Source organism: Streptomyces sp. NPDC107654 (assembly GCF_055639035.1).
Genome location: NZ_JBVKBI010000009.1, coordinates 12,055 through 30,794, shown reverse-complemented (window position 1 = coordinate 30,794; position 18,740 = coordinate 12,055). Strand labels below are relative to the sequence as shown.

The following is an 18,740-nucleotide window of genomic DNA, read 5'->3' as shown; positions in this document are numbered from 1 at the left end:
CGGTCCCGACCCGACCCCCTCGCCCTTCCCCGGCCCTGGAGACAGCGCATGCACGTCCTCGGAATCAACGCACTCTTCCACGACCCCGCCGCCGCCCTGATCACCGACGGCCGGATCGTGGCGGCGGCGGAGGAAGAGCGTTTCTCCCGCCGCAAGCACGGCAAACGACCCGTTCCGTTCTCCGCCTGGGAGCAGCCGGAGCAGTCCGCCCGCTGGTGCCTGGAGCAGGCCGGGCTCACCCCGTCCGACCTCGACGCCGTCGCCTACTCCTACGATCCCGCGCTCGCCCGCCCCGCCGAGGAGATGGGCCTGCACGACCCCTGGGACCACCTGCGCCGGCAGTACGCCCGCGAGGCCCCGGGCTTCCTCGCCGAGGCGCTGCCCGGACTCGACCCGGCGAAGGTGAGGTTCGTCCCGCACCACATCGCGCACGCGGCCTCCGCCGGGCCCGTCTCGCCGTACCCCGACTGCGCCGTCCTCGTCCTGGACGGCCGCGGCGAGTGCGGCTCCCACCTGGCCGGCCGCTACACCAACCGCGAGCTGACCGTCCTCGGTACCCAGCGGCTGCCGGACTCCCTCGGCCTGTTCTACGAGGATCTCACCCACCACCTCGGATTCCTGCGCAGCAGCGACGAGTTCAAGGTGATGGCCCTCGCCTCCTACGGCACCCCCCGCTTCGCGGGCCGGCTGCGGGAGTACGTCCACGCCGACGACGGGGGCGGCTTCCGTGCCCGCCCGGTGCCCTGGGCCGACCTCGTCCCGCCCCGCCCGGCCGGCGGCGCCTTCGGCGAGGACCACGCCGACCTCGCCGCCAGCGCCCAGCTGTGCCTGGAGGAGACGATGCTCGCCCTCGCCCGCCGGCTGCACGAGGTGACCGGTGAGGACGTGCTCACGATGGCGGGCGGTGTCGCCCTGAACTGCGTGGCCAACACCCGGCTGTGGCGCGAGAGCGGCTTCCGGCACGTGTGGGTGCAGCCCGCCGCCGGCGACGCGGGTACGGCCCTCGGCGCGGCGGCCCATGTCGCCGGCCAGAAGGACGCCCTGGAGCCGATGCCGACGGCCGCGCTCGGCCGCGGCTGGAGCGACGCCGAGCTGCGGGCGTGGCTGGAGCGGGCGGCCGTGCCGTACGAGGAGCCCCCCGACATCGCCGAGACGGCCGCCGAGGCGCTGGCCGCCGACGGGATCGTGGCGTGGTTCCAGGGGCGCAGCGAGTACGGACCGCGCGCGCTCGGGCACCGCTCGCTGCTCGCCCACCCCGGCCGGGCGGAGAACCTGGAGCGGCTCAACGCGGTCAAGGGACGCGAGGAGTTCCGGCCGGTGGCGCCCATGGTGCTCGCGGAACGCGCGGCCGAGATATTCGACGGGCCGCTGCCCAGCCCGCACATGCTGTTCGTGCACGACGTGGCCGCCGACTGGAAGGCCCGCATCCCGGCCGTCGTGCACGTCGACGGCACGGCCCGCATCCAGACCGTGGACCGCGCCCAGGAGCCCCTGGTGGCCCGGATGATCGAGGGCTTCGAACGGCGCACCGGGCTGCCGGTGGTGGTCAACACCAGCCTCAACACCGCCGGGCGGCCCATGGTCGACGACCCCCGGGATGCCTTGGAGTGCTTCGGCTCGGCCCCCGTGGACCTGCTGGTGCTCGGGCCGTTCGCGATCCGCCGTGGGAAGGCGTTCGCATGAGCGACGCACCCGCCTACACCGTCGTCGTCCCGACGATCGGCCGCCCCTGCCTCGCCGAGTGCCTGCGCGCGCTCGCCGCGGCCGACGGCCATCCGCCGCACGAGGTGGTCGTCGTGGACGACCGGCCCGCGCCCGACGGCGACCTGACGCTGGAGACGGCCGGGCAGCTGCTCGACCGGGTACGCACCCTGCGCACCGGCGGCCTGGGCCCGGCCGCCGCCCGCAACGCCGGGTGGCGGACCGTCCGCACCCCGTGGACGGTGTTCCTCGACGACGACGTCCAGGTGCTGCCGGACTGGTCCCGGCGGCTCGCCGAGGACCTCGGGGACGCCGGCCCCGACGTCGGCGGTGTCCAGGGGCGGCTGCGTGTCCCCCTGCCCCCGGACCGCCGGCCCACCGACTGGGAACGCACCACCAAGGGCCTGGAGAACGCCGCCTGGGCCACCGCCGACATGGCCTACCGCACCGAGGCGCTCAAGCGGACCGGCGGCTTCGACGAACGCTTCCCGCGGGCCTTCCGCGAGGACGCCGACCTCGCGCTGCGCGTGCAGCGGGCCGGCTGGTCCCTGACCCGCGGCACCCGGGTCACCCGGCACCCGGTCCGCCCCGCCCACTGGTGGGCCTCGCTGCCCGCGCAGCGCGGCAACGCCGACGACGCGCTGATGAACCGGCTGCACGGCCGCGACTGGTGGGACCGCGCCCAGGCGCCCCGCGGCCGCCTGCCCCGGCACCTGGCGGTCACCGGCGCCGCCCTCGTCGCGGCGGGCTGCGCCCTGACCGGACGGCGCCGGGCCGCGACCGCCTGCGCCGCCCTGTGGAGCCTGGGCACCGCCGAGTTCGCCCTCGCCCGGATCCTGCCCGGCCCGCGCACCGCCCGCGAGATCGCCGGGATGCTCGGCACCAGCGTGCTCATCCCGCCGCTCGCCGTCCGGCACTGGCTGCGCGGAGTCGTCCGCCACCGGCACGCCGAGCCCCTCGGAGGTGCCGAGTGAGCGGGCTGTCCGCCGTCCTCTTCGACCGCGACGGCACTCTCGTGGCCGATGTGCCGTACAACGGCGACCCCGGCCGGGTCCGGCTGCTGCCGGGCGCCGCCGCGGCCGTCGCGCTGGCCCGCGCCCACGGACTGGCCACCGGCGTCGTCAGCAACCAGTCCGGCATCGGCCGCGGGCTGCTCACCACCGAGCAGGTGCACCGTGTCAACGAGCGCGCCGACGACCTGCTCGGCGGCCTGGACGCCTGGCTCTTCTGCCCGCACGCCCCCGACGCCGGCTGCGCCTGCCGCAAACCCCGCCCCGGCCTGATCCACACCGCCGCCGCCCGGCTCGGCGTACCGCCGGCCGAGTGCCTCGTGATCGGTGACATCGCCGCCGACGTCCTGGCCGCCCGCGCGGCGGGTGCCCGCGGCGTCCTGGTCCCGAACGCGGCCACCGCCCCGGCCGAGGTGGAACGTTTCGCCACCGAGAGCGCCCCCGACGTGCTCACCGCGGTCCGCGCGGCCCTGATCGAGGCGGGAGCCCCGGTGGGCGGACGCGCCTGCGGACCGCCCACGGACGTCCCACCGCGCCGGACCCGGACACGGCCCGCCTCGGCGGACAACGTGGCCCCCGACCGGCCCCCGGCGCCTTCCTCGGGTCCCTCGGGTTCCCCGGGGACCCCGGGGTCCCCGGGCGCGGCCGCCCGGGAGCGGACGCGGGGCGCGGTGCCGGACGCCGTGGCACCGGCCGGGAGGTGGTCGGCGTGAAGTCCCTCGTCGTCCGGCTCGACAGCTTCGGCGACGTGCTGCTCGCCGGGCCCGCCGTGCGCGCCGTCGCCGCGGGTTCCTCGCACGTCACCCTGCTGTGCGGCCCCCGCGGCGCGGACGCCGCGCGGCTGCTGCCCGGGGTGGACGAGGTGCTGGTCTGGGAGGCGCCCTGGGAGGGATTCGATCCGCCACCGGTCACTCCGGCGGACGTCGACGCGCTGGTCGGACGGCTGCGGGCCGGGGCGTACGACACCGCGCTCGTCCTCACCTCGTTCCACCAGAGCCCGTTGCCCACCGCCCTGCTGCTCCGGCTCGCCGGAGTCCGCAGGATCGGCGCCGACAGCGTCGACCACCCCGGCCGGCTCCTCGACGTACGCCACCGGCGCCTTGCGGGCCGGCACGAGGCCGAGGCGGCGCTGGACACCGCCGCCGCCATGGGCTTCACGCCCCCGCCGGGCGACGACGGCCGGCTGCGCGTGCTGCCGCCCCCGGACACCGGCGGCCTCACCGGCCGCGGCCCCTACCTCGTCCTGCACCCCGGGGCCAGCGCCCCCGCCCGCGCCTGGAGCCCGCACCGCTGCGCCGAGGCGGTCGCACTGCTCGCCGACGCCGGGCACCGGGTCGTCGTCACCGGCGGCCCCGGCGAGACGGACCTCACCCGGCGGGTCAGCGGCGACCTCGCCGTGGACCTCGGCGGCCGGACCTCCCCCCGGACCCTCGCCGGGGTGCTGCGCCTGGCCGACGTCGTGATCAGCGCCAACACCGGTCCCGCCCACCTCGCCGCCGCAGTCGGCACCCCGGTCGTCTCCCTCTTCGCGCCCGTCGTACCGGCGGAGCGCTGGGCGCCGTACGGCGTCCCCGTCATCCTGCTCGGCGACCAGTCGGCGCCGTGCGCGGACACCCGGGCCCTCACCTGCCCGGTACCCGGCCACCCCTGCCTGGACGAGGTCACCGGACAGGACGTGGTGCGCGCGGTGCACAAGCTCATCCAGGAGCGGCAGTCATGAACATCCTCGTCTGGCACGTGCACGGATCCTGGCTCACCGCCTTCGTGCAGGGTCCGCACACCTACCTGGTCCCGGTCACCGAGGACCGCGGACCCGACGGCCTCGGCCGGGCCGTCACCTGGGACTGGCCGGCGTCGGCCGAGGAACGCACGCCCACCCGGCTGCGGGACTGCGACATCGACCTGATGGTGCTCCAGCGCCCGCACGAACTCGACCTGGCCCTGCGCTGGACCGGCCGCCGGCCCGGCGTGGACGTGCCCGCCGTGTACGTCGAGCACAACAGCCCCGACGAGTCGCCCGAGCGGCAACTCCACCCCCTGGCCGGGCAGTCGGCGATCCCCGTCGTCCACGTCACCCACTTCAACCGGCTGATGTGGGACAGCGGCCGGGCTCCGACCGAGGTCGTCGAACACGGCGTCATCGACCCCGGCCCGCTCTACACCGGCACCGAGCGGCGCGCGGCCGTCGTGGTCAACGAGCCCGTGCGCAGGGGCCGTACCACCGGCACCGACCTGCTGCCCCGGTTCTCCCGGTCCGCGCCCCTGGACGTCTTCGGGATGCGCACCGAGGGCCTCGCCGAACACCTCGGCCTGCCGCCCGAACGCTGCCGCGCCCGGGACCTCCCGCAGCACGAACTGCACCGGGAGATGGCCCGCTGCCGGGTCTATCTCCACCCCGTGCGCTGGACCTCGCTCGGCCTGTCCCTGCTGGAAGCCATGTTCCTGGGCATGCCCGTGGTCGCCCTGGACACCACGGAGGTCCGCGAGGCGGTACCCGACGGCGCCGGAGTGGTCTCGAACCGCCTCGACGTCCTGGAGGACGCCGTACGGACCTTCCTCGCCGAACCCGGCCAGGCCCGCCGCGCCGGCGCCGCCGCCCGGGCCGCGGCCCAGGCCCGCTACGGAGAGCGGCGCTTCCTGGACGACTGGGAGCGCCTGATCAAGGAGGTCACCCGATGAGCCGCATTCCGCACACCGCAGGGCGCGTCGCCATGGTCTCCGAGCACGCCAGCCCGCTGGCCGCGCTCGGCGGACCGGACGCGGGCGGCCAGAACGTGTACGTGGCGCAGCTCGCCCGGCAGCTCGCCCGGAAGGGATACCGCGTCACGGTGTACACCCGGCGGGACTCCGCGAGCCTGCCGGACCGGGTGACCCTCATCGACGGGGTGCAGGTGGTGCACGTGCCCGCCGGACCACCCGCACCCGTCCCCAAGGACCAACTCCTGCCCCACATGACCGAGTTCGGGCACTTCCTGGCCCGGCAGTGGGCCCAGAGCCCACCCGACGTCGTGCACGCCCACTTCTGGATGTCCGGCCTCGCCGCCCTCACCGGCGCCCGCGACCTCGGCATCCCCGTCGTGCAGACCTACCACGCGCTCGGCACGGTGAAGCAGCGCTACCAGGGCACCGCCGACACCAGCCCCCCGCAGCGCCTCGCCGTCGAGGAGGCCGTCGGCCACGAGTGCGCCCGGATCATCGCCACCTGCAGCGACGAGGTGGCGGAACTGAAGGCCATGGGGCTGCCGGAGGACCGGATCAGCGTCGTACCGTGCGGGGTCGACCCCGACCAGTTCGCACCGGTCGGCCGCACCCGCCCGTCCGGCGCCCGCAGGCGACTGCTCGCCGTCGGCCGGCTCGTGCCCCGCAAGGGCTTCGACCGCGCCATCCGCGCCCTGGCCGGCGTCCCCGACGCCGAACTCCTCGTCGCCGGCGGCCCCGAGGCCGACCTGCTCGGCACCGACCCCGAGGCCGCGCGCCTCTACGGCATCGCCGGCGAGTACGGCGTCCTGGACCGGGTCACCCTCCTCGGCGGGGTCGGCCGCGCCCGGATGCCCCGGCTGATGTCCAGCGCCGACCTGGTGCTGTCGCTGCCGCTGTACGAGCCCTTCGGCATCGTCCCGCTGGAGGCCATGGCCTGCGCCACACCCGTCGTCGCCACCGCCGTCGGCGGCCAGCTCGACACGGTCGTGGACGGCACCACGGGCGTCCTGGTACCGGCCGACGACGACTACGACCTCGGCGCGGTCGTCCGCACGCTGCTCGCCGACCCCGACCGGCTCGCCCGGTACGGAGCCGCCGGCCGCTCCCGGGTGCTGAGCCACTACACCTGGGACCGGGTGGCCGACGGCGTGGCCGGGGTGTACGGCGCCGTGTCCTCGATCCGCTCGCTCTCGGGAGTCGTCCGATGAACACCGCCACCGACGCCACGCACTGCGACGACCTCGCCAAGGCCCTGGAGGCCTTCCGCGACCACGGCCCGCTCCTCGAACGCTGGGGCACCGAACTCGCCCGGCGGCTCGGCTCGGGCGCCCGGCTGCTCGTCGCCGGCAACGGCGGCAGCGCCGCCCAGGCACAGCACCTCACCGCCGAACTCGTCGGCCGCTACCGCGACGACCGGCCGCCGTTCTCCGCGGTCGCCCTGCACGCCGACACCTCCTCCACCACCGCGATCGCCAACGACTACGGCGTCCAGGAGGTGTTCGCCCGGCAGACCGCCGCCCACGGCCGCCCCGGCGACGTTCTCCTGCTGCTGTCCACCAGCGGTGCCAGCGCCAACCTGCTGACCGCCGCCGACAGCGCGCACCGGCTGGGCATGACGGTGTGGGCGCTGACCGGACGGGCCCCCAACCCGCTCCAGCTCGGCGCGGACGACGCGCTGTGCGTCGACGCCCCCGTCGCCGCGACCGTGCAGGAACTGCACCTGGTCGCCGTGCACATGCTCTGCGAGGCCTTCGACCAGGCGGTCGAGCGCGGCGAGGCCGGCCTCCGGGCCTCCGGCCACGGCACCGGCGGCGGCCCGGCGGCCGACGGGCGGCCGGGGGCGGAGGGGCGGCCGGGTACGGACAGTCGGCCGGGGGCGGACGGGAGGCCGGGTGCCGACGGTCGACCGGATGCCGACGGTCGACCGGGTGTCGTCGGCCGGCTCGTCGGCCGCGCCCGCACCGTCGGCCGTACGCCCGGCGCGCCGGTGGCCCCGAGGAAGGGACACGCATGACCGCCTCGCAGACACCCCTCGTCGTCGTGGGCGACGCCCTGCTCGACCACGACCTGTGCGGCCGGGCCGAGCGGCTGGCCCCGGACGCGCCCGTGCCCGTCGTCCACGGCACCCGCCGCAGCTCCCGCCCGGGCGGCGCCGCCCTCGCCGCCTGCCTCGCGGCCGCCGACGGACGCCCCGTCACGCTGGTCACCGCGCTCGGCTCCGACACCACCAGCGACACCCTGCGGGAACTGCTGGCCGGCCGGGTCGAGCTGGTCGAGGTGCCGCTGGAGGGATCGCTCAGCAGCAAGACCCGCGTCCTCGCCGGGGACCGGCCGCTGCTCCGCCTCGACGACGGCGAGGGCCGCGCCCGCGAGGCCACCCGGGAGGCGGTGTCCACGGTCGCGGCGGCCGCGGGAGTCCTCGTCGCCGACTACGGCCGCGGTACCGCAGACGTCCTGCGGGACGCCCTGGCACACACGGCGGCCCAGGTCGTCTGGGACCCGCACGTGCGCGGCCGGCCCCCCGTCCCCGGTGTCCGCCTGGCCACCCCCTCCGCCCAGGAGGCCCGCGCCTTCGCCCGGCGACTCGACGGCACCGGGTCCGGCGACGCGGCCGGGCTGCGCACCGCCGCCCGGGACGCCCGCGCCCTGGTCCGGGCCTGGCGGGCCCAGGCCGTCGCGGTGACCCTCGGCGAGCGTGGCGCCCTGCTCTCACACGGCGAGACCCCGCTGCTGGTACCGACCCCGGCCGCCGCCACCGGCGACCCGTGCGGCGCCGGCGACCGGTTCGCCGCCACCGCCGCGGGTCTGCTCGCCGACGGCGCCCTCACGGAGGCCGCCGTCCAGGCCGCCGTGCACGCGGCCACCCGGTACGTGGCCGAGGGCGGCGCCCGCGCGGTCGCCGTCCCGGACCAGCCGGAGACGGCCGCGGAACCGTCGGCCGACGGCGACACCACCGGGGACGCCGTGCGCACCGCCGCCCGGGTCCGCGCCGCGGGCGGCACCGTCGTCGCCGCGGGCGGTTGCTTCGACCTGCTGCACGCCGGGCACGTCGCCCTGCTCCAGGCGGCGCGCCGGGCCGGCGACTGCCTCGTCGTGTGCGTCAACTCCGACGACTCGGTGCGCCGCCGCAAGGGCGACGGCCGGCCCCTCGTCCCGGCCGCCGACCGGGTGCGGGTGCTGCGCGCCCTGGAGTGCGTGGACGCCGTCGCCGTGTTCGACGAGGACACCCCCGAACGCATCCTCGGCGAACTCCGCCCCCACATCTGGGCCAAGGGCGGCGACTACGCCCGGACCCAGCTGCCCGAACAGCCCCTGGTGGAGAGCTGGGGCGGCCAGGTCCTGCTGCTGCCCTACCTGGACGGCCGCTCCACCACGGGCCTCGCCCGCCGCGCGGCCCTGGCCCCGAGCCCGGCGGGAGGACGGCCCCAGTGACCACGCGACGTTCCGACCGGCCCCCCGCCCAGACACGAACACGGCCCCGCGCGGGGTTCCGGCCCCGGCGCCTGAGACGGCCCACCGGCCGGCCGCGGCCGGTCCGGCGACCGTCCTGCCCCGGCGTCGCTGCACGGCCCCGGGCGGGCTTCCGGGTCCGGTCCCTGGCACGGCCCACCGGTCGGCCGCGGCCGGCCCGGCGACCGTCCTGCCCCGGTGCCGCTGCACGGCCCCGGGCGGGCTCCCGGCTCCGGTCCCTGGCACGGGCGATCGGTCGGCTGCGGCCGGCCCGGCGACCGTCGTGCCCCGGCGTCGCTGCACGGCCCCGCGCGGGCGTCCGGCCCCCGGCACCGATCACCGGAGGGCCGCGGCCGGCCCGCCGACCGACATCTCCCGGCTCCGCTGCACGGTCCCGCCGCGTGCGGACGCCGCGGACACGGCCGTCGGCTGCCGGGCCACAGCTCACGCCCCCGTCCACCGGAGGTCCCCCTCGGTGACCACTGAGCGCTCCCCGAGCCCCCCATGCGTCCTGGTCCTGCGTGCGCTGGGTCTGGGCGACCTGCTGGCCGGTGTGCCCGCGCTGCGCGGCATCCGCCGGGCCTTCCCCGGGCACCGGGTCGTCCTCGCCCAGCCGCCGGGCCTCACCGAACTCGCCCTGGCCACCGGGGCGGTCGACGCCGTGTTCCCGGCCGAGGCACCGGGCCGCGCGGTGCCGGACCTCGCCCACTGGCCCGGACCGCCCCCCGACCTCGCCATCGACCTGCACGGCAACGGCCCCGAGAGCCGGGACGCCCTGGCGGCCCTGACCCCGCGCCGGCTGCTCGCCCACGCCTGCCCGGACGGCCCGCCGTGGCGGGCCACCGTCAACGAACGGGACCGCTGGTGCGCGTTCCTGCACGGCTACGGCATCCCGGCCGACCCCCGGGACCTGCGGTTGCCCCCGCCCGCCGCACCGTCCCCGGCGCCGGGCGCGGTCGTCGTGCACCCCGGCGCGGCCTCGGGCTCCCGGCGGTGGCCGGGGGAGCGGTTCGCCGCCGTCGTACGGTGCCTGCGCGCAGCCGGCCACCGCGTGGTCCTCACCGGCGGCCCCGGCGAGGACGCCCTGGTCCACTCCGTCGCCGAACGCAGCGGCCGTCCCGGCGGTGACGGCGACGTCCTTACCGGCGGCCTGCCGTTCGGGCAGCTGTCCGCGCTGGTCGCCGGCGCGTCCCTGGTGCTCAGCGGCGACACCGGCCTCGCCCATCTCGCGGTGGCCCACGGCACCCGCACCGTCACCCTGTTCGGGCCCGTCTCCCCACGCCTGTGGGGACCGCCCCCGAGCCCCGACCACGTCGCTCTGTGGAAACCCGGCCCGCCCGGCGACCCCCACGGCCGCACCCCCGACGCCCGCCTGCTGCGCATCCGCACCGGCGAGGTCGCCGCGGCCTGCCTCATGCTCCTGCGTGACGCGCGCGGCCGGCACCGGCGGCCCCGACCGGAGGTGGCCACGCATGTCCACTGAGCACGCCCCCGGCCACGTCCTGGGGCCCGCCGGACCGGGAGACCCCCGCGTCACCGTCGCCGTCATCACCCGCGACCGCAGCGACAGCCTGCTGCGCACCCTGGCCGCTCTGGCCGCGCTGCCCGAGCGGCCCCCGGTCATCGTGGTCGACAACTCCCGCGACGACACCACCTGCCGGGCCGTCGCCGGCCACCCGGCGATCACCCGGCTGCTGCGGCCCGCCGCCAACACCGGCGCCCTCGGCCGCAACCTGGCCGTCCGGCACGCCCGCACCCCCTACGTCGCCTTCAGTGACGACGACTCCTGGTGGGAGCCCGGCAGTCTGCGCCGGGCCGCCGACCTGCTCGACCGGCACCCGCGGCTAGGCCTGCTCGCCGCCCGCACCCTGGTCGGGGAGCAGGCCGCCGAGGACCCCCTCAACGCCGTGCTCGCCGCCTCCCCGCTGCCGCCCGAGCCGGACCTGCCCGGCCGCCCGGTGCTCGGTTTCCTCGCCTGCGCCTGCGTGGTCCGCCGCGAGGCCTTCCTGAGCGCCGGCGGCTACCACCCGCTGCTCTTCTTCGGCGGCGAGGAGACCCTGCTCGCCTACGACCTTGCCGCCGCCGGCTGGGGCGTCGCCTACGAGCCCTCCCTGGCCGCCTGCCACCACCCCGAGGACCACGGCCGCACCGGCCGTTCCTTCCTCGTCCGGCGCAACCACGTGCTCACCACCTGCCTGCGCCGCCCCTGGCCGGTCGCCCTGCGGGCCTTCGGTGACCTCGCCGCGGCCGCGGCGGCCGGCCGCCCCGGCGCCCGGCGCGCCCTCAGGGAGACCGTCGCCCGGTTCCCGGCCGCCCTCGCCCGCCGCCGCTCCCTGCCCCCGCACGTCGAACACGCCGCCCGCCTGCTCGACCGGGACGCGGCCGGCCGCCTGGAGGGAGACGCCCCACGATGACCCGGACCCGCCCTGCAGCCGCCGCAGGGAGAGAGAGGGGGCTGGGCGATGCCCCGGACACGCGGTGACGAACGCCGGGGGAGCCTCGCGATGACCCGGACGTGCTCTGACGACCCGCTGGGAGGCGCCGCGAGAAAGACTCGGACGTGCTCGACCGCGGCCGCCGCCGGCCCGGGTGTCGAGGTGCCGTCGACGCCGCGCCCTCACCCGGACCTGCCCCGACGACCCGGTGGAGGTGCTGCGAGGTGCCCCGGACATGCCCTGACGACCCGCGTGGAGGTGCCGCGCATGACGCGGACCCACCCTGACGACCCACCGGCAGGTGTCGCGCGATGACCCCGACCGCCACCGGGCTCCGTACCCGGACCGGCCCCGACGACCGTACGACCGTCGTCCTGATCACCCACAATCGCCGTGACGAACTGCTGCGCACCCTCGCGCTGCTGCGCCGGCTGCCCGAACGCCCGCCCGTGATCGTCACCGACAACGCCTCCTCCGACGGCACCGCCGAAGCGGTCGCCCGGGACTTCCCCGAGATGACCCTGCTGCGCCCCGGCCGCAACCTCGGCGCCATCGGCCGCAACCTCGCCGTCCAACGGGTGCGCACGCCCTACGTCGCGTTCTGCGACGACGACACCTGGTGGGAGCCCGGCAGTCTGCGCCGCGCCGCCGACCTGCTGGACGCCCGGCCCCGGCTCGCGGGCGTCACCGCGCGGATCGTGGTGGAACCGGACGGCACCGAGGACCCGGTCGTACGCGAGCTGCGCGAGTCCCCGCTGTCCGGACCCGACTGGCTCCCGGGGCCCGCCCTGGGCTCCTTCCTCGCCGCCGCCACCGTGCTGCGCACCCGGGCCTTCCGCGCCGGCGGCGGCTTCCACCCCGGTCTCTGGCTCGGCGGCGAGGAGGAACTGCTCGCCTGCGACCTGCTGCGCCAGGGCTGGTGGCTCGCCTACGCCGAGGACCTCACCGTCCATCACCACGCCTCCCGGCTGCGCGACAGCACGGCCCGGCGAGTCCTCGGACTGCGCAACACCCTGTGGTTCACCTGGCTGCGCCGCCCGCTGCTGCCGGCACTGCTCCGCACCGGCCACCTCATCCGGACCGTGCCCCGGGACGCGGCCTCCGCGCGCGCGTTCGCCCGCGCCACCGCCGGACTGCCCTGGGTGCTGCGCCAGCGCGACCCCGTACCGCCGGAGCTGGAGCGCCGGCTCGCCGCGCTGGAACGCGCCCGCAAGGACTCACCCGCACGGCGGTACGTCGGCTGACCGGACCGCGCCACGACACGCCCCGAGGTGTCGTTGCATCGGGCATCCGGGCGAGGGCACAGTGAGGTCCCGGTCAAGAAGCGGCCGGCCGAGATCCTCCCGCCCCGAGCCCAGGAAGCCGTACCCATGGAAATCGGTCAGCCGTCCCCGATGCCGTTCTCCTCCCCGTCCCCCTCCCGCATCCGCCCCGGCGGCCCCGCCCCGCTGCTGCTGCAGACCGTGCACGAGCACCGCACCGGGCTCGGCGGCATCAGCGTCCTGAAGGCCCGCGGCACGGTCGACGCCGCCAACGCCGGGCGCTTCGCCGAGGCCCTCACCGATCACCTCCTCCAGGCCGGCCAGGCCGGAGAACACCCCCTGCTGGACCTGAGCGAGGTGTACCTGGCCTGCGCCGACGCGGTCCGTTCCCTGGAGCGGGCGACCGGACCCCTCGCCGGCTCCGGCCGCGCCCTGCCCGTCGTACAGCCCCGCCCGCACGTCCGGGAGGCCCTGGCCAGGGCCGGTGTACCGGGGATCCGACTGCACGCCTCCCTGCCGGCCGCCCTGGACGCCGTGGCCACGCTCCCCGGATAGCCGGCTCCCCGGCCGCCGGCCCCGCCCGACCCCGCACCGCCACCCGGCCCGACTTGCGGGCCGCCGGCCGCCCGACGCACGGACCGTTGCCCCGCCCGACCTGCGGATCACCGCCCGCTCGGCGCGCGGACGACTGCCGACCCCACCCCACCCCCGCACCGTCACCCGGCCCGACTTGCGGGCCGCCGGCCGCCCGGCGCACGGACCGTTGCCCCGCCCGACCCGCGGGCCGCTGCCCCACCCCCGGCGCGCCGGACCGTGCGGTTGATGGCCGGGGATCTACCGTGCAATGTGGTGCAAAGGCCGGGAAGAGGCCGATCGAGCTCTTTGTGGACGTCCCGTCTGGGTGATGCGATGAAACCTTCTTCCGGCCGTCCGGCCGCACCGGCACCCCTCGTCATCGAGTCCTCCGTGGTCGAGGGGCTGCCCGCCGAAGGCGCCCTGCTGCTCCGCATGTCGGGCAGCCTCGACCCCGCCGGCGCCGAGGCCTGGTCGAAGGAACTGCGCGGTCATCTGGAACAGGCCGACCGCGCCGGACTGCGCCCCGTGCTCGACATGGCGCACGTCCAGCTCGGCGGCGCCGCCGTGCTCCGCACGCTCAGCGAGACGACCCGGGCGCGTGCCGGACGCCCGGACCTCATCATCGTCCGCGCCCGGCCCGGCGTCCGCGAGGCGGTGCACCTGGCCCGGCTGGACGGCGTCCGGCTGTACGCCACCCTGGACGAGGCGCTGCGCGAGCTGGCCCGCACCGCCGCCCGGATGGAGGAACTGCCCGCCTGGCGCTCCCAGATGGCGGACCCCCTGCGGCCCTCGTACGAGGACCTGCACAAGGAGGTCCGCGCACTGCGCGCCCGGGTGCGCACCGCGCCGGTGATCGGCATGGCGCAGGGCGCGCTCATGGTCCGCTACGGCCTGCCGGACTCCGGCAGCGCCTTCCGGGTGCTGCGCGAGGCCTCACAGCGCTTCAACGTGCCGCTGCGGGTCCTCGTATCCGCGGTGGTGGTGGCCCGGCCCCCGGACGGCGACGTCTGGTTCCCGGGCCGCCGCTCCCTGCCCGTGCCCCAACTGCGGATCCTGGCCCGGGGCGGCCGGGACCCGCGCTGCCGGCGGCAGATGATCGACGCGGTGCTGCACGAAGCGCTGGCCGTCGGACAGGCTCCCGCCGGGTACGTGCAGTTGGTGGACCCGGCGGTGAACGCCCTGATGCTGGAGACCCACCACGGCTGCGCGGACGTGTTCCTCGACCACCTCGTGCGCGGGCGCGGCGAGGGCACGGCCGACGCGGCGGCCCGCGTCCGGGGCCGCCAGGTGGGCGTGCCCGACGTCGCCGCCGACACCCGGCTCTCCGACGACTGCCGGCGCGCCCTGCTGGCCACCGGCACCCACGCCGTCCGAAGCGTCCCCCTCCTCTCCGCCGCCGGCTCCTGCACCGGCGTGATCACCCTGCACTGGCCCGACGCCGGCCACCGGCCGACCTCCGCGCGGACCGAGGCGCTCGCCCTGCTGGCCGCGGAGAGCTCGGCCTGGCTGAGCTGGTACCACCGCTCGGTTCTCCTGGACGCCCTGGAGCACCTCCACCGGAGCCTGACCCGCCCCGCGCCCTGAGCCGAGCCCGCCCGGCGACGGCTGCGTCACCGGCGTCGCCGCCCTGGGAACCCGGACCCCGCACGGACACGCACCACCGGCAGGGAGTCCGATGCATGCCCGATTCGCAGCAGCCCGAACAGCGGCGGCAAGGGCGGCAAGGGCGGGGGCGAGGGCGGCGGGGTGCCTCCGGAACAGCAGCCCGAGCACCCCTGACCCGGCCCCGCACGACCACCGGTGACCCGATCCCGAGCACCCCGGCCCCCCTCCGACGTCCCGCCAAGCGGCCGCCTCCGGGGTCGTCCGGCACGTCCGGACGGCCCCGTCAGGCATTACGCTCCGGGGTATGCGGATCTCCGTCTCCTCCGACATGGACGAACCCGTGGCCCGCTTCCTGGTCGCGGAGCTGCGCCGGCGTGGGCACGAGGTCCGGGAGCACGGCGCGCTGCGGCCCGGGGCCGACGCCCAGTGGGCGGTCTGTTCGGAGGCCGCCGCCCGGGAGGTGGCCGAGGGCACCGCGGACCAGGCGGTGGTGTGCTGCTGGACCGGCACCGGCGCTTCCATCGCGGCCAACAAGGTGCCGGGCGTGCGGGCGGCACTGTGCACGGACGCCGGTACGGCGGACGGGGCACGTCAGTGGAACGACGCCAACGTCCTGGCGCTGAGCCTCCGGCTGACCTCGGAACCGGTGCTGAAGGAGATCCTCGACGCCTGGTTCGCGGCGGAGCCCAGCCAGGACCCGGAGGACCGGCGGAACGTGGCCCGCGTCGGCCGTCTGGACGCCGCCCGGGAGACCTCCTGAAGGCTTCCCCGACGCGCCGCACGGTCCGGCGCGGGCCGTTGCCGTAGGTGGAGGGCGGGGCCGGGGCTCAGTGGGCGCCGAGTCCGCCGCCGCCGAACGAGCCGCTGGAACCCTTGCTCCAGCGCGGGCGGTGCGTCGTCTCGCTCGGTTTGGAGTCCATGTTGCTCAGCTCGTACGGGGTGAGGGGGCGGTCGCCCTTGGCGATCCGTGGGATCTCCGCGGACTCCCTGTTCTGCCGGACCTCGTGCACCGGTCCGTCCGGCGGCAGCTTCGGCTGCTCCTCGGGGCGCGGGCGCGGCGACTCGTTGTACCTGACACGGGAGGTCATCCAGAAGCCGCCGGCGAGCAGCGCGAGGACGCCCACGGCCACGATGAACAGAAAGAGGCTCATCAGGCCGCTCGCCGCGGCCAGCTGCATCGATGCGGTAGTCATAGAACAGGGATACCCCACCAGAACGGGGTGAACCCGGACATCATGGGTTGCGGTAGGTGGTGCGGGACCACCGGTGGCCGGGATCGGCCGGCAGGTCCTGCGGACCCGCCGGCGGGGGTTTGCCGGAGGTCCCTCCGGACCCGCCGACGGAGGAGTGCCGCAGGTCCCTCCGGACCCGCCGGCGGGGGTTTGCCGCCCGTCGCCCCGGCTACCCGCACGAGGTGACATCGCCGACTTCGCAGCAGCTGTACCGCTTCTTGGAAGACCGCTTCACCTGCGCGCAGGCCTGCACGGAGTGCGCCCGGGCCTGTGCCGTGCGCGCGAGCCTGGTCGACCCGGACGGCACCGAGCGCCAGGAGCGGGTGCGCCGGCTGGGCATCGTGTGCGCCGAGGTGTGCGACGCGACGTGTCGCGTCCTCTGCGAGGAGAACCAGCAGGACGAGGAGGCCATTCGGGCCCGGGTCGACTGGTGCCGCTCGATCTGCCTGGAGAGCGCCCGCGCCTTCGACGAGTACCCCGGAGCCGAATCGGCCGCGGGCAGCTGCCGGGCGTGCGCCGCGGCCTGCGCGGACTTCCTGAAGACGCTCCAGTGACGACCGGACCTCCCGAACCCGCTCCGGTGGCGACGGGACCTCCCGAAGGCGCTCCGCCGCGGGCCGGACTTGCGGACGGTGCGCCCTCGGCGGTGGCACTTCCGGGAAGGGTCCCGGTGGCGCCCGGACCTCCGGCAGGCCCTCCGCCGGCGGCCGGGCCGGCCATTCGCCGCGGTCCCGGCATTCCCAATTTCTGAAACACGTTCTACGGTGTGCGCCGTCAGGACCGCCCTTGGGGAGCCTGGAGGCGCCGTGCACCTCGACCACACACCCGAGCAGCAGCGGCTGCGCACCGAGCTGCGTGCCTACTTCGCCGAGCTGGTTCCGGACCACGCCTACGCCCGGTACGCCGACCCGGCCGCGCAGAAGCGGTTCTACCGCGACACCATCCGCCGGCTCGGCGCGGACGGCTGGCTCGGCGTCGGCTGGCCACGGGAGTACGGCGGGCGCGGGATGACGGCGATGGAGCAGTTCATCTTCTTCGACGAGGCCGCGCAGGCCGGCGTACCCCTGCCGCTGATGGCCCTGAACACGGTCGGGCCGACGATCATGCGCTACGGCAGCGACGAGCAGAAGGCGTACTTCCTGCCCCGCATCCTCTCCGGCGAGATCGACTTCGCGATCGGCTACAGCGAGCCCGGCGCCGGCACCGACCTCGCCGCGCTGAGGACCCGGGCCGCACGCGACGGGGACGACTACGTCGTGAACGGGCAGAAGATCTGGACCACCAACGGCGACACCGCGGACTGGGTGTGGCTGGCCGTGCGCACCGACCCCGCGGCCCCGCCGCACAAGGGCATCACCATGCTGCTGGTGCCGACCTCCGACCCCGGTTACTCCTGCACGCTCATCCGCACGCTCGCCTCCCACGACACCACCGCGAGCCACTACGAGAACGTCCGCGTCCCCGTCTCCCGCCGCGTCGGCGCCGAGAACGAGGGCTGGCGGCTGATCACCAACCAGCTCAACCACGAACGCGTCACCCTCGCCGCCCACGGCACCATGGCGATCCGCGCCCTGCACGACGTACAGCGCTGGGCGAGGGAGACCAAGCTCGCCGACGGCCGCCGGGTCGCCGACCTGCCCTGGGTGCGCCGGCTCCTCGCCCGCACCCACACCCGCCTCGACGCGCTCAAGCTCCTCAACTGGCAGATGGTCTCTGCCGTCCAGGACGGCACGCTCACCCCGCAGGACGCCTCGGCCGTCAAGGTCTACGGCTCCGAGGCCCGCCGGGACGCCTACGCCTGGCTCATGGAGATCGTCGCGGCGGCCGGCCCGCTGAAGGAGGGCTCGGCGAGCGCCGTCCTGCACGGAGAACTGGAGCGCGGTTACCGCTCGGCGGTCATCTTCACCTTCGGCGGCGGCAACAACGAGATCCAGCGCGAGATCATCTCCTGGATCGGCCTCGGGATGCCCAGGGTGCGCCGCTGACCCGGGGCTGCAGCGCGGGGCAGCCGCCCGGTCACCCGTCCACGACGCGCAGCACCGCGAGCGTGATGTTGTCGGGGCCGCCGGCCTCGATGGCGGCCTTCCACAGTTCGAAGACGGCCCGCCCGTCGTCGTACTCCCCGAGCACACCGTCCAGGACCTCGTTCGGCAGCGGGTCGGTGAGGCCGTCGGTACAGATCAGGTAGCGGTCGCCGGGGGCGACGGCGATGGCGGTCACATGCGGGGTGACGGCGCGGTACTCCGGAGTGCCGCCCAGGGCCTGGGTCACCAGGGACGTGGTGCGCTGCCCTGGCGCCCGCGGCGGGCTGTCGTCCACGCTGAGCTGGACCACCCCGTCCCGGGGCGCCGCGAAGACCCGGCTGTCGCCCACGTTGAACGCCAGCAGCGACTCGGGCTGTACGACGGCGCCCGCGACGGTCGTCCCCATCGTGGCCAGGGCGTCCCCGCCGCCGCCCGCGGTCGCGTACACCTGGCGGTTGCAGGCGTGCAGAGCCTCGCGGACGTCGTCCTCGCCGGCCAGCCGCGGCCCCGTCGCGGCGAGCCGCTGCACGACCAGCGCACTGGCCACCTCGCCTCCGGGCTGGCCCCCGAGCCCGTCGGCGACCGCCACGACGAGCGGCGTACCGAGCGGGAACACCAGCGTCTGCGGGTTCTCGGTCACCGTGGCGCACAGGGTCCACGGCCCGGCGACGAGACTGTCCTCGTTGTGTGTGCGGACCAGACCGGGATGGCTCAGCGCGCTCACGGCGACGTACGCCATCGATGG

Annotated in this window: 18 protein-coding genes; 16 read left to right on the top strand and 2 right to left on the bottom strand. The window is 76.4% G+C overall.

Annotated elements, in window-relative coordinates:
• The first annotated feature begins 48 nt into the window (after nucleotides 1-48).
• From ACZ7N4_RS17590 to ACZ7N4_RS17525, 14 genes are all read left to right on the top strand, one after another.
• Nucleotides 49-1,683 (top strand): carbamoyltransferase family protein, encoded by a 1,635-nt coding sequence (locus ACZ7N4_RS17590; protein WP_471359201.1) that lies wholly within the window; start codon nucleotides 49-51, stop codon nucleotides 1,681-1,683.
• Nucleotides 1,680-2,675 (top strand): glycosyltransferase family 2 protein, encoded by a 996-nt coding sequence (locus ACZ7N4_RS17585; protein WP_471359200.1) that lies wholly within the window; start codon nucleotides 1,680-1,682, stop codon nucleotides 2,673-2,675. Before ACZ7N4_RS17590 ends, ACZ7N4_RS17585 begins: the two co-directional genes overlap by 4 nt.
• A complete protein-coding gene (locus ACZ7N4_RS17580) occupies nucleotides 2,672-3,424 on the top strand; it encodes a D-glycero-alpha-D-manno-heptose-1,7-bisphosphate 7-phosphatase (protein ID WP_471359199.1) in 753 nt (250 codons plus the stop codon). The genes ACZ7N4_RS17585 and ACZ7N4_RS17580 overlap by 4 nt, the downstream gene beginning before the upstream one ends.
• Nucleotides 3,421-4,431 (top strand): glycosyltransferase family 9 protein, encoded by a 1,011-nt coding sequence (locus ACZ7N4_RS17575; RefSeq protein ID WP_471359198.1) that lies wholly within the window; start codon nucleotides 3,421-3,423, stop codon nucleotides 4,429-4,431. Before ACZ7N4_RS17580 ends, ACZ7N4_RS17575 begins: the two co-directional genes overlap by 4 nt.
• Nucleotides 4,428-5,390: a glycosyltransferase gene (locus ACZ7N4_RS17570; protein WP_471359197.1), complete on the top strand. Its 963-nt coding sequence runs from the start codon at nucleotides 4,428-4,430 to the stop codon at nucleotides 5,388-5,390. The genes ACZ7N4_RS17575 and ACZ7N4_RS17570 overlap by 4 nt, the downstream gene beginning before the upstream one ends.
• A complete protein-coding gene (locus ACZ7N4_RS17565) occupies nucleotides 5,387-6,619 on the top strand; it encodes a glycosyltransferase (RefSeq protein WP_471359196.1) in 1,233 nt (410 codons plus the stop codon). Before ACZ7N4_RS17570 ends, ACZ7N4_RS17565 begins: the two co-directional genes overlap by 4 nt.
• A complete protein-coding gene (locus tag ACZ7N4_RS17560; protein WP_471359195.1) occupies nucleotides 6,616-7,425 on the top strand; it encodes an SIS domain-containing protein in 810 nt (269 codons plus the stop codon). The genes ACZ7N4_RS17565 and ACZ7N4_RS17560 overlap by 4 nt, the downstream gene beginning before the upstream one ends.
• The gene (locus ACZ7N4_RS17555) at nucleotides 7,422-8,843 is read left to right on the top strand and encodes a PfkB family carbohydrate kinase (RefSeq protein WP_471359194.1); all 1,422 of its coding nucleotides are present in this window, start codon (nucleotides 7,422-7,424) and stop codon (nucleotides 8,841-8,843) included. Before ACZ7N4_RS17560 ends, ACZ7N4_RS17555 begins: the two co-directional genes overlap by 4 nt.
• A gap of 493 nt (nucleotides 8,844-9,336) precedes the next feature.
• Entirely contained in the window at nucleotides 9,337-10,344 is a 1,008-nt protein-coding gene (locus ACZ7N4_RS17550) for a glycosyltransferase family 9 protein (RefSeq protein WP_471359193.1), read from the top strand.
• On the top strand, nucleotides 10,334-11,275 hold the full coding sequence (locus ACZ7N4_RS17545) for a glycosyltransferase family 2 protein (RefSeq protein WP_471359192.1): 942 nt from the start codon (nucleotides 10,334-10,336) through the stop codon (nucleotides 11,273-11,275). The genes ACZ7N4_RS17550 and ACZ7N4_RS17545 overlap by 11 nt, the downstream gene beginning before the upstream one ends.
• Before the next feature lie 332 nt (nucleotides 11,276-11,607).
• Nucleotides 11,608-12,540 (top strand): glycosyltransferase family 2 protein, encoded by a 933-nt coding sequence (locus ACZ7N4_RS17540; RefSeq protein WP_471359191.1) that lies wholly within the window; start codon nucleotides 11,608-11,610, stop codon nucleotides 12,538-12,540.
• 126 nt (nucleotides 12,541-12,666) lie between these two features.
• The gene (locus ACZ7N4_RS17535) at nucleotides 12,667-13,113 is read left to right on the top strand and encodes an STAS domain-containing protein (RefSeq protein ID WP_471359190.1); all 447 of its coding nucleotides are present in this window, start codon (nucleotides 12,667-12,669) and stop codon (nucleotides 13,111-13,113) included.
• 354 nt (nucleotides 13,114-13,467) lie between these two features.
• Entirely contained in the window at nucleotides 13,468-14,718 is a 1,251-nt protein-coding gene (locus ACZ7N4_RS17530) for an ANTAR domain-containing protein (protein ID WP_471359189.1), read from the top strand.
• Between the two features lie 325 nt (nucleotides 14,719-15,043).
• Nucleotides 15,044-15,499, top strand: a complete 456-nt coding sequence (locus ACZ7N4_RS17525; RefSeq protein WP_471359188.1) for an RpiB/LacA/LacB family sugar-phosphate isomerase — start codon at nucleotides 15,044-15,046, stop codon at nucleotides 15,497-15,499.
• A gap of 67 nt (nucleotides 15,500-15,566) precedes the next feature.
• On the opposite strand, the gene ACZ7N4_RS17520 is transcribed toward ACZ7N4_RS17525, so the two are convergent.
• Nucleotides 15,567-15,932 (bottom strand): DUF6479 family protein, encoded by a 366-nt coding sequence (locus ACZ7N4_RS17520; RefSeq protein WP_471359187.1) that lies wholly within the window; start codon nucleotides 15,930-15,932, stop codon nucleotides 15,567-15,569.
• A 221-nt stretch (nucleotides 15,933-16,153) separates the two neighbouring features.
• Here ACZ7N4_RS17520 and ACZ7N4_RS17515 point away from each other — a divergent pair, with 221 nt between their 5' ends.
• Both ACZ7N4_RS17515 and ACZ7N4_RS17510 read left to right on the top strand, forming a co-directional pair.
• Nucleotides 16,154-16,525, top strand: a complete 372-nt coding sequence (locus tag ACZ7N4_RS17515; protein ID WP_471359186.1) for a four-helix bundle copper-binding protein — start codon at nucleotides 16,154-16,156, stop codon at nucleotides 16,523-16,525.
• Nucleotides 16,526-16,777: 252 nt separating this feature from the next.
• Nucleotides 16,778-17,956, top strand: coding sequence for an acyl-CoA dehydrogenase family protein (locus ACZ7N4_RS17510; RefSeq protein WP_471359185.1), 1,179 nt, complete (start codon nucleotides 16,778-16,780; stop codon nucleotides 17,954-17,956).
• Between the two features lie 31 nt (nucleotides 17,957-17,987).
• Here the strand turns inward: ACZ7N4_RS17510 and ACZ7N4_RS17505 are convergent, their stop codons facing one another.
• Entirely contained in the window at nucleotides 17,988-18,734 is a 747-nt protein-coding gene (locus ACZ7N4_RS17505) for a PP2C family protein-serine/threonine phosphatase (RefSeq protein ID WP_471359184.1), read from the bottom strand.
• Nucleotides 18,735-18,740 lie beyond the last annotated feature (6 nt).

Coding starts and splice junctions, on each gene's coding strand:
- ACZ7N4_RS17590 (WP_471359201.1), top strand. CDS start 49: ATGCACGTCCTCGGAATCAACGCACTCTTCCACGACCCCGCCGCCGCC.
- ACZ7N4_RS17585 (WP_471359200.1), top strand. CDS start 1,680: ATGAGCGACGCACCCGCCTACACCGTCGTCGTCCCGACGATCGGCCGC.
- ACZ7N4_RS17570 (WP_471359197.1), top strand. CDS start 4,428: ATGAACATCCTCGTCTGGCACGTGCACGGATCCTGGCTCACCGCCTTC.
- ACZ7N4_RS17565 (WP_471359196.1), top strand. CDS start 5,387: ATGAGCCGCATTCCGCACACCGCAGGGCGCGTCGCCATGGTCTCCGAG.
- ACZ7N4_RS17560 (WP_471359195.1), top strand. CDS start 6,616: ATGAACACCGCCACCGACGCCACGCACTGCGACGACCTCGCCAAGGCC.
- ACZ7N4_RS17555 (WP_471359194.1), top strand. CDS start 7,422: ATGACCGCCTCGCAGACACCCCTCGTCGTCGTGGGCGACGCCCTGCTC.
- ACZ7N4_RS17545 (WP_471359192.1), top strand. CDS start 10,334: ATGTCCACTGAGCACGCCCCCGGCCACGTCCTGGGGCCCGCCGGACCG.
- ACZ7N4_RS17540 (WP_471359191.1), top strand. CDS start 11,608: ATGACCCCGACCGCCACCGGGCTCCGTACCCGGACCGGCCCCGACGAC.
- ACZ7N4_RS17535 (WP_471359190.1), top strand. CDS start 12,667: ATGGAAATCGGTCAGCCGTCCCCGATGCCGTTCTCCTCCCCGTCCCCC.
- ACZ7N4_RS17530 (WP_471359189.1), top strand. CDS start 13,468: ATGAAACCTTCTTCCGGCCGTCCGGCCGCACCGGCACCCCTCGTCATC.
- ACZ7N4_RS17525 (WP_471359188.1), top strand. CDS start 15,044: ATGCGGATCTCCGTCTCCTCCGACATGGACGAACCCGTGGCCCGCTTC.
- ACZ7N4_RS17520 (WP_471359187.1), bottom strand. CDS start 15,932: ATGACTACCGCATCGATGCAGCTGGCCGCGGCGAGCGGCCTGATGAGC.
- ACZ7N4_RS17505 (WP_471359184.1), bottom strand. CDS start 18,734: ATGGCGTACGTCGCCGTGAGCGCGCTGAGCCATCCCGGTCTGGTCCGC.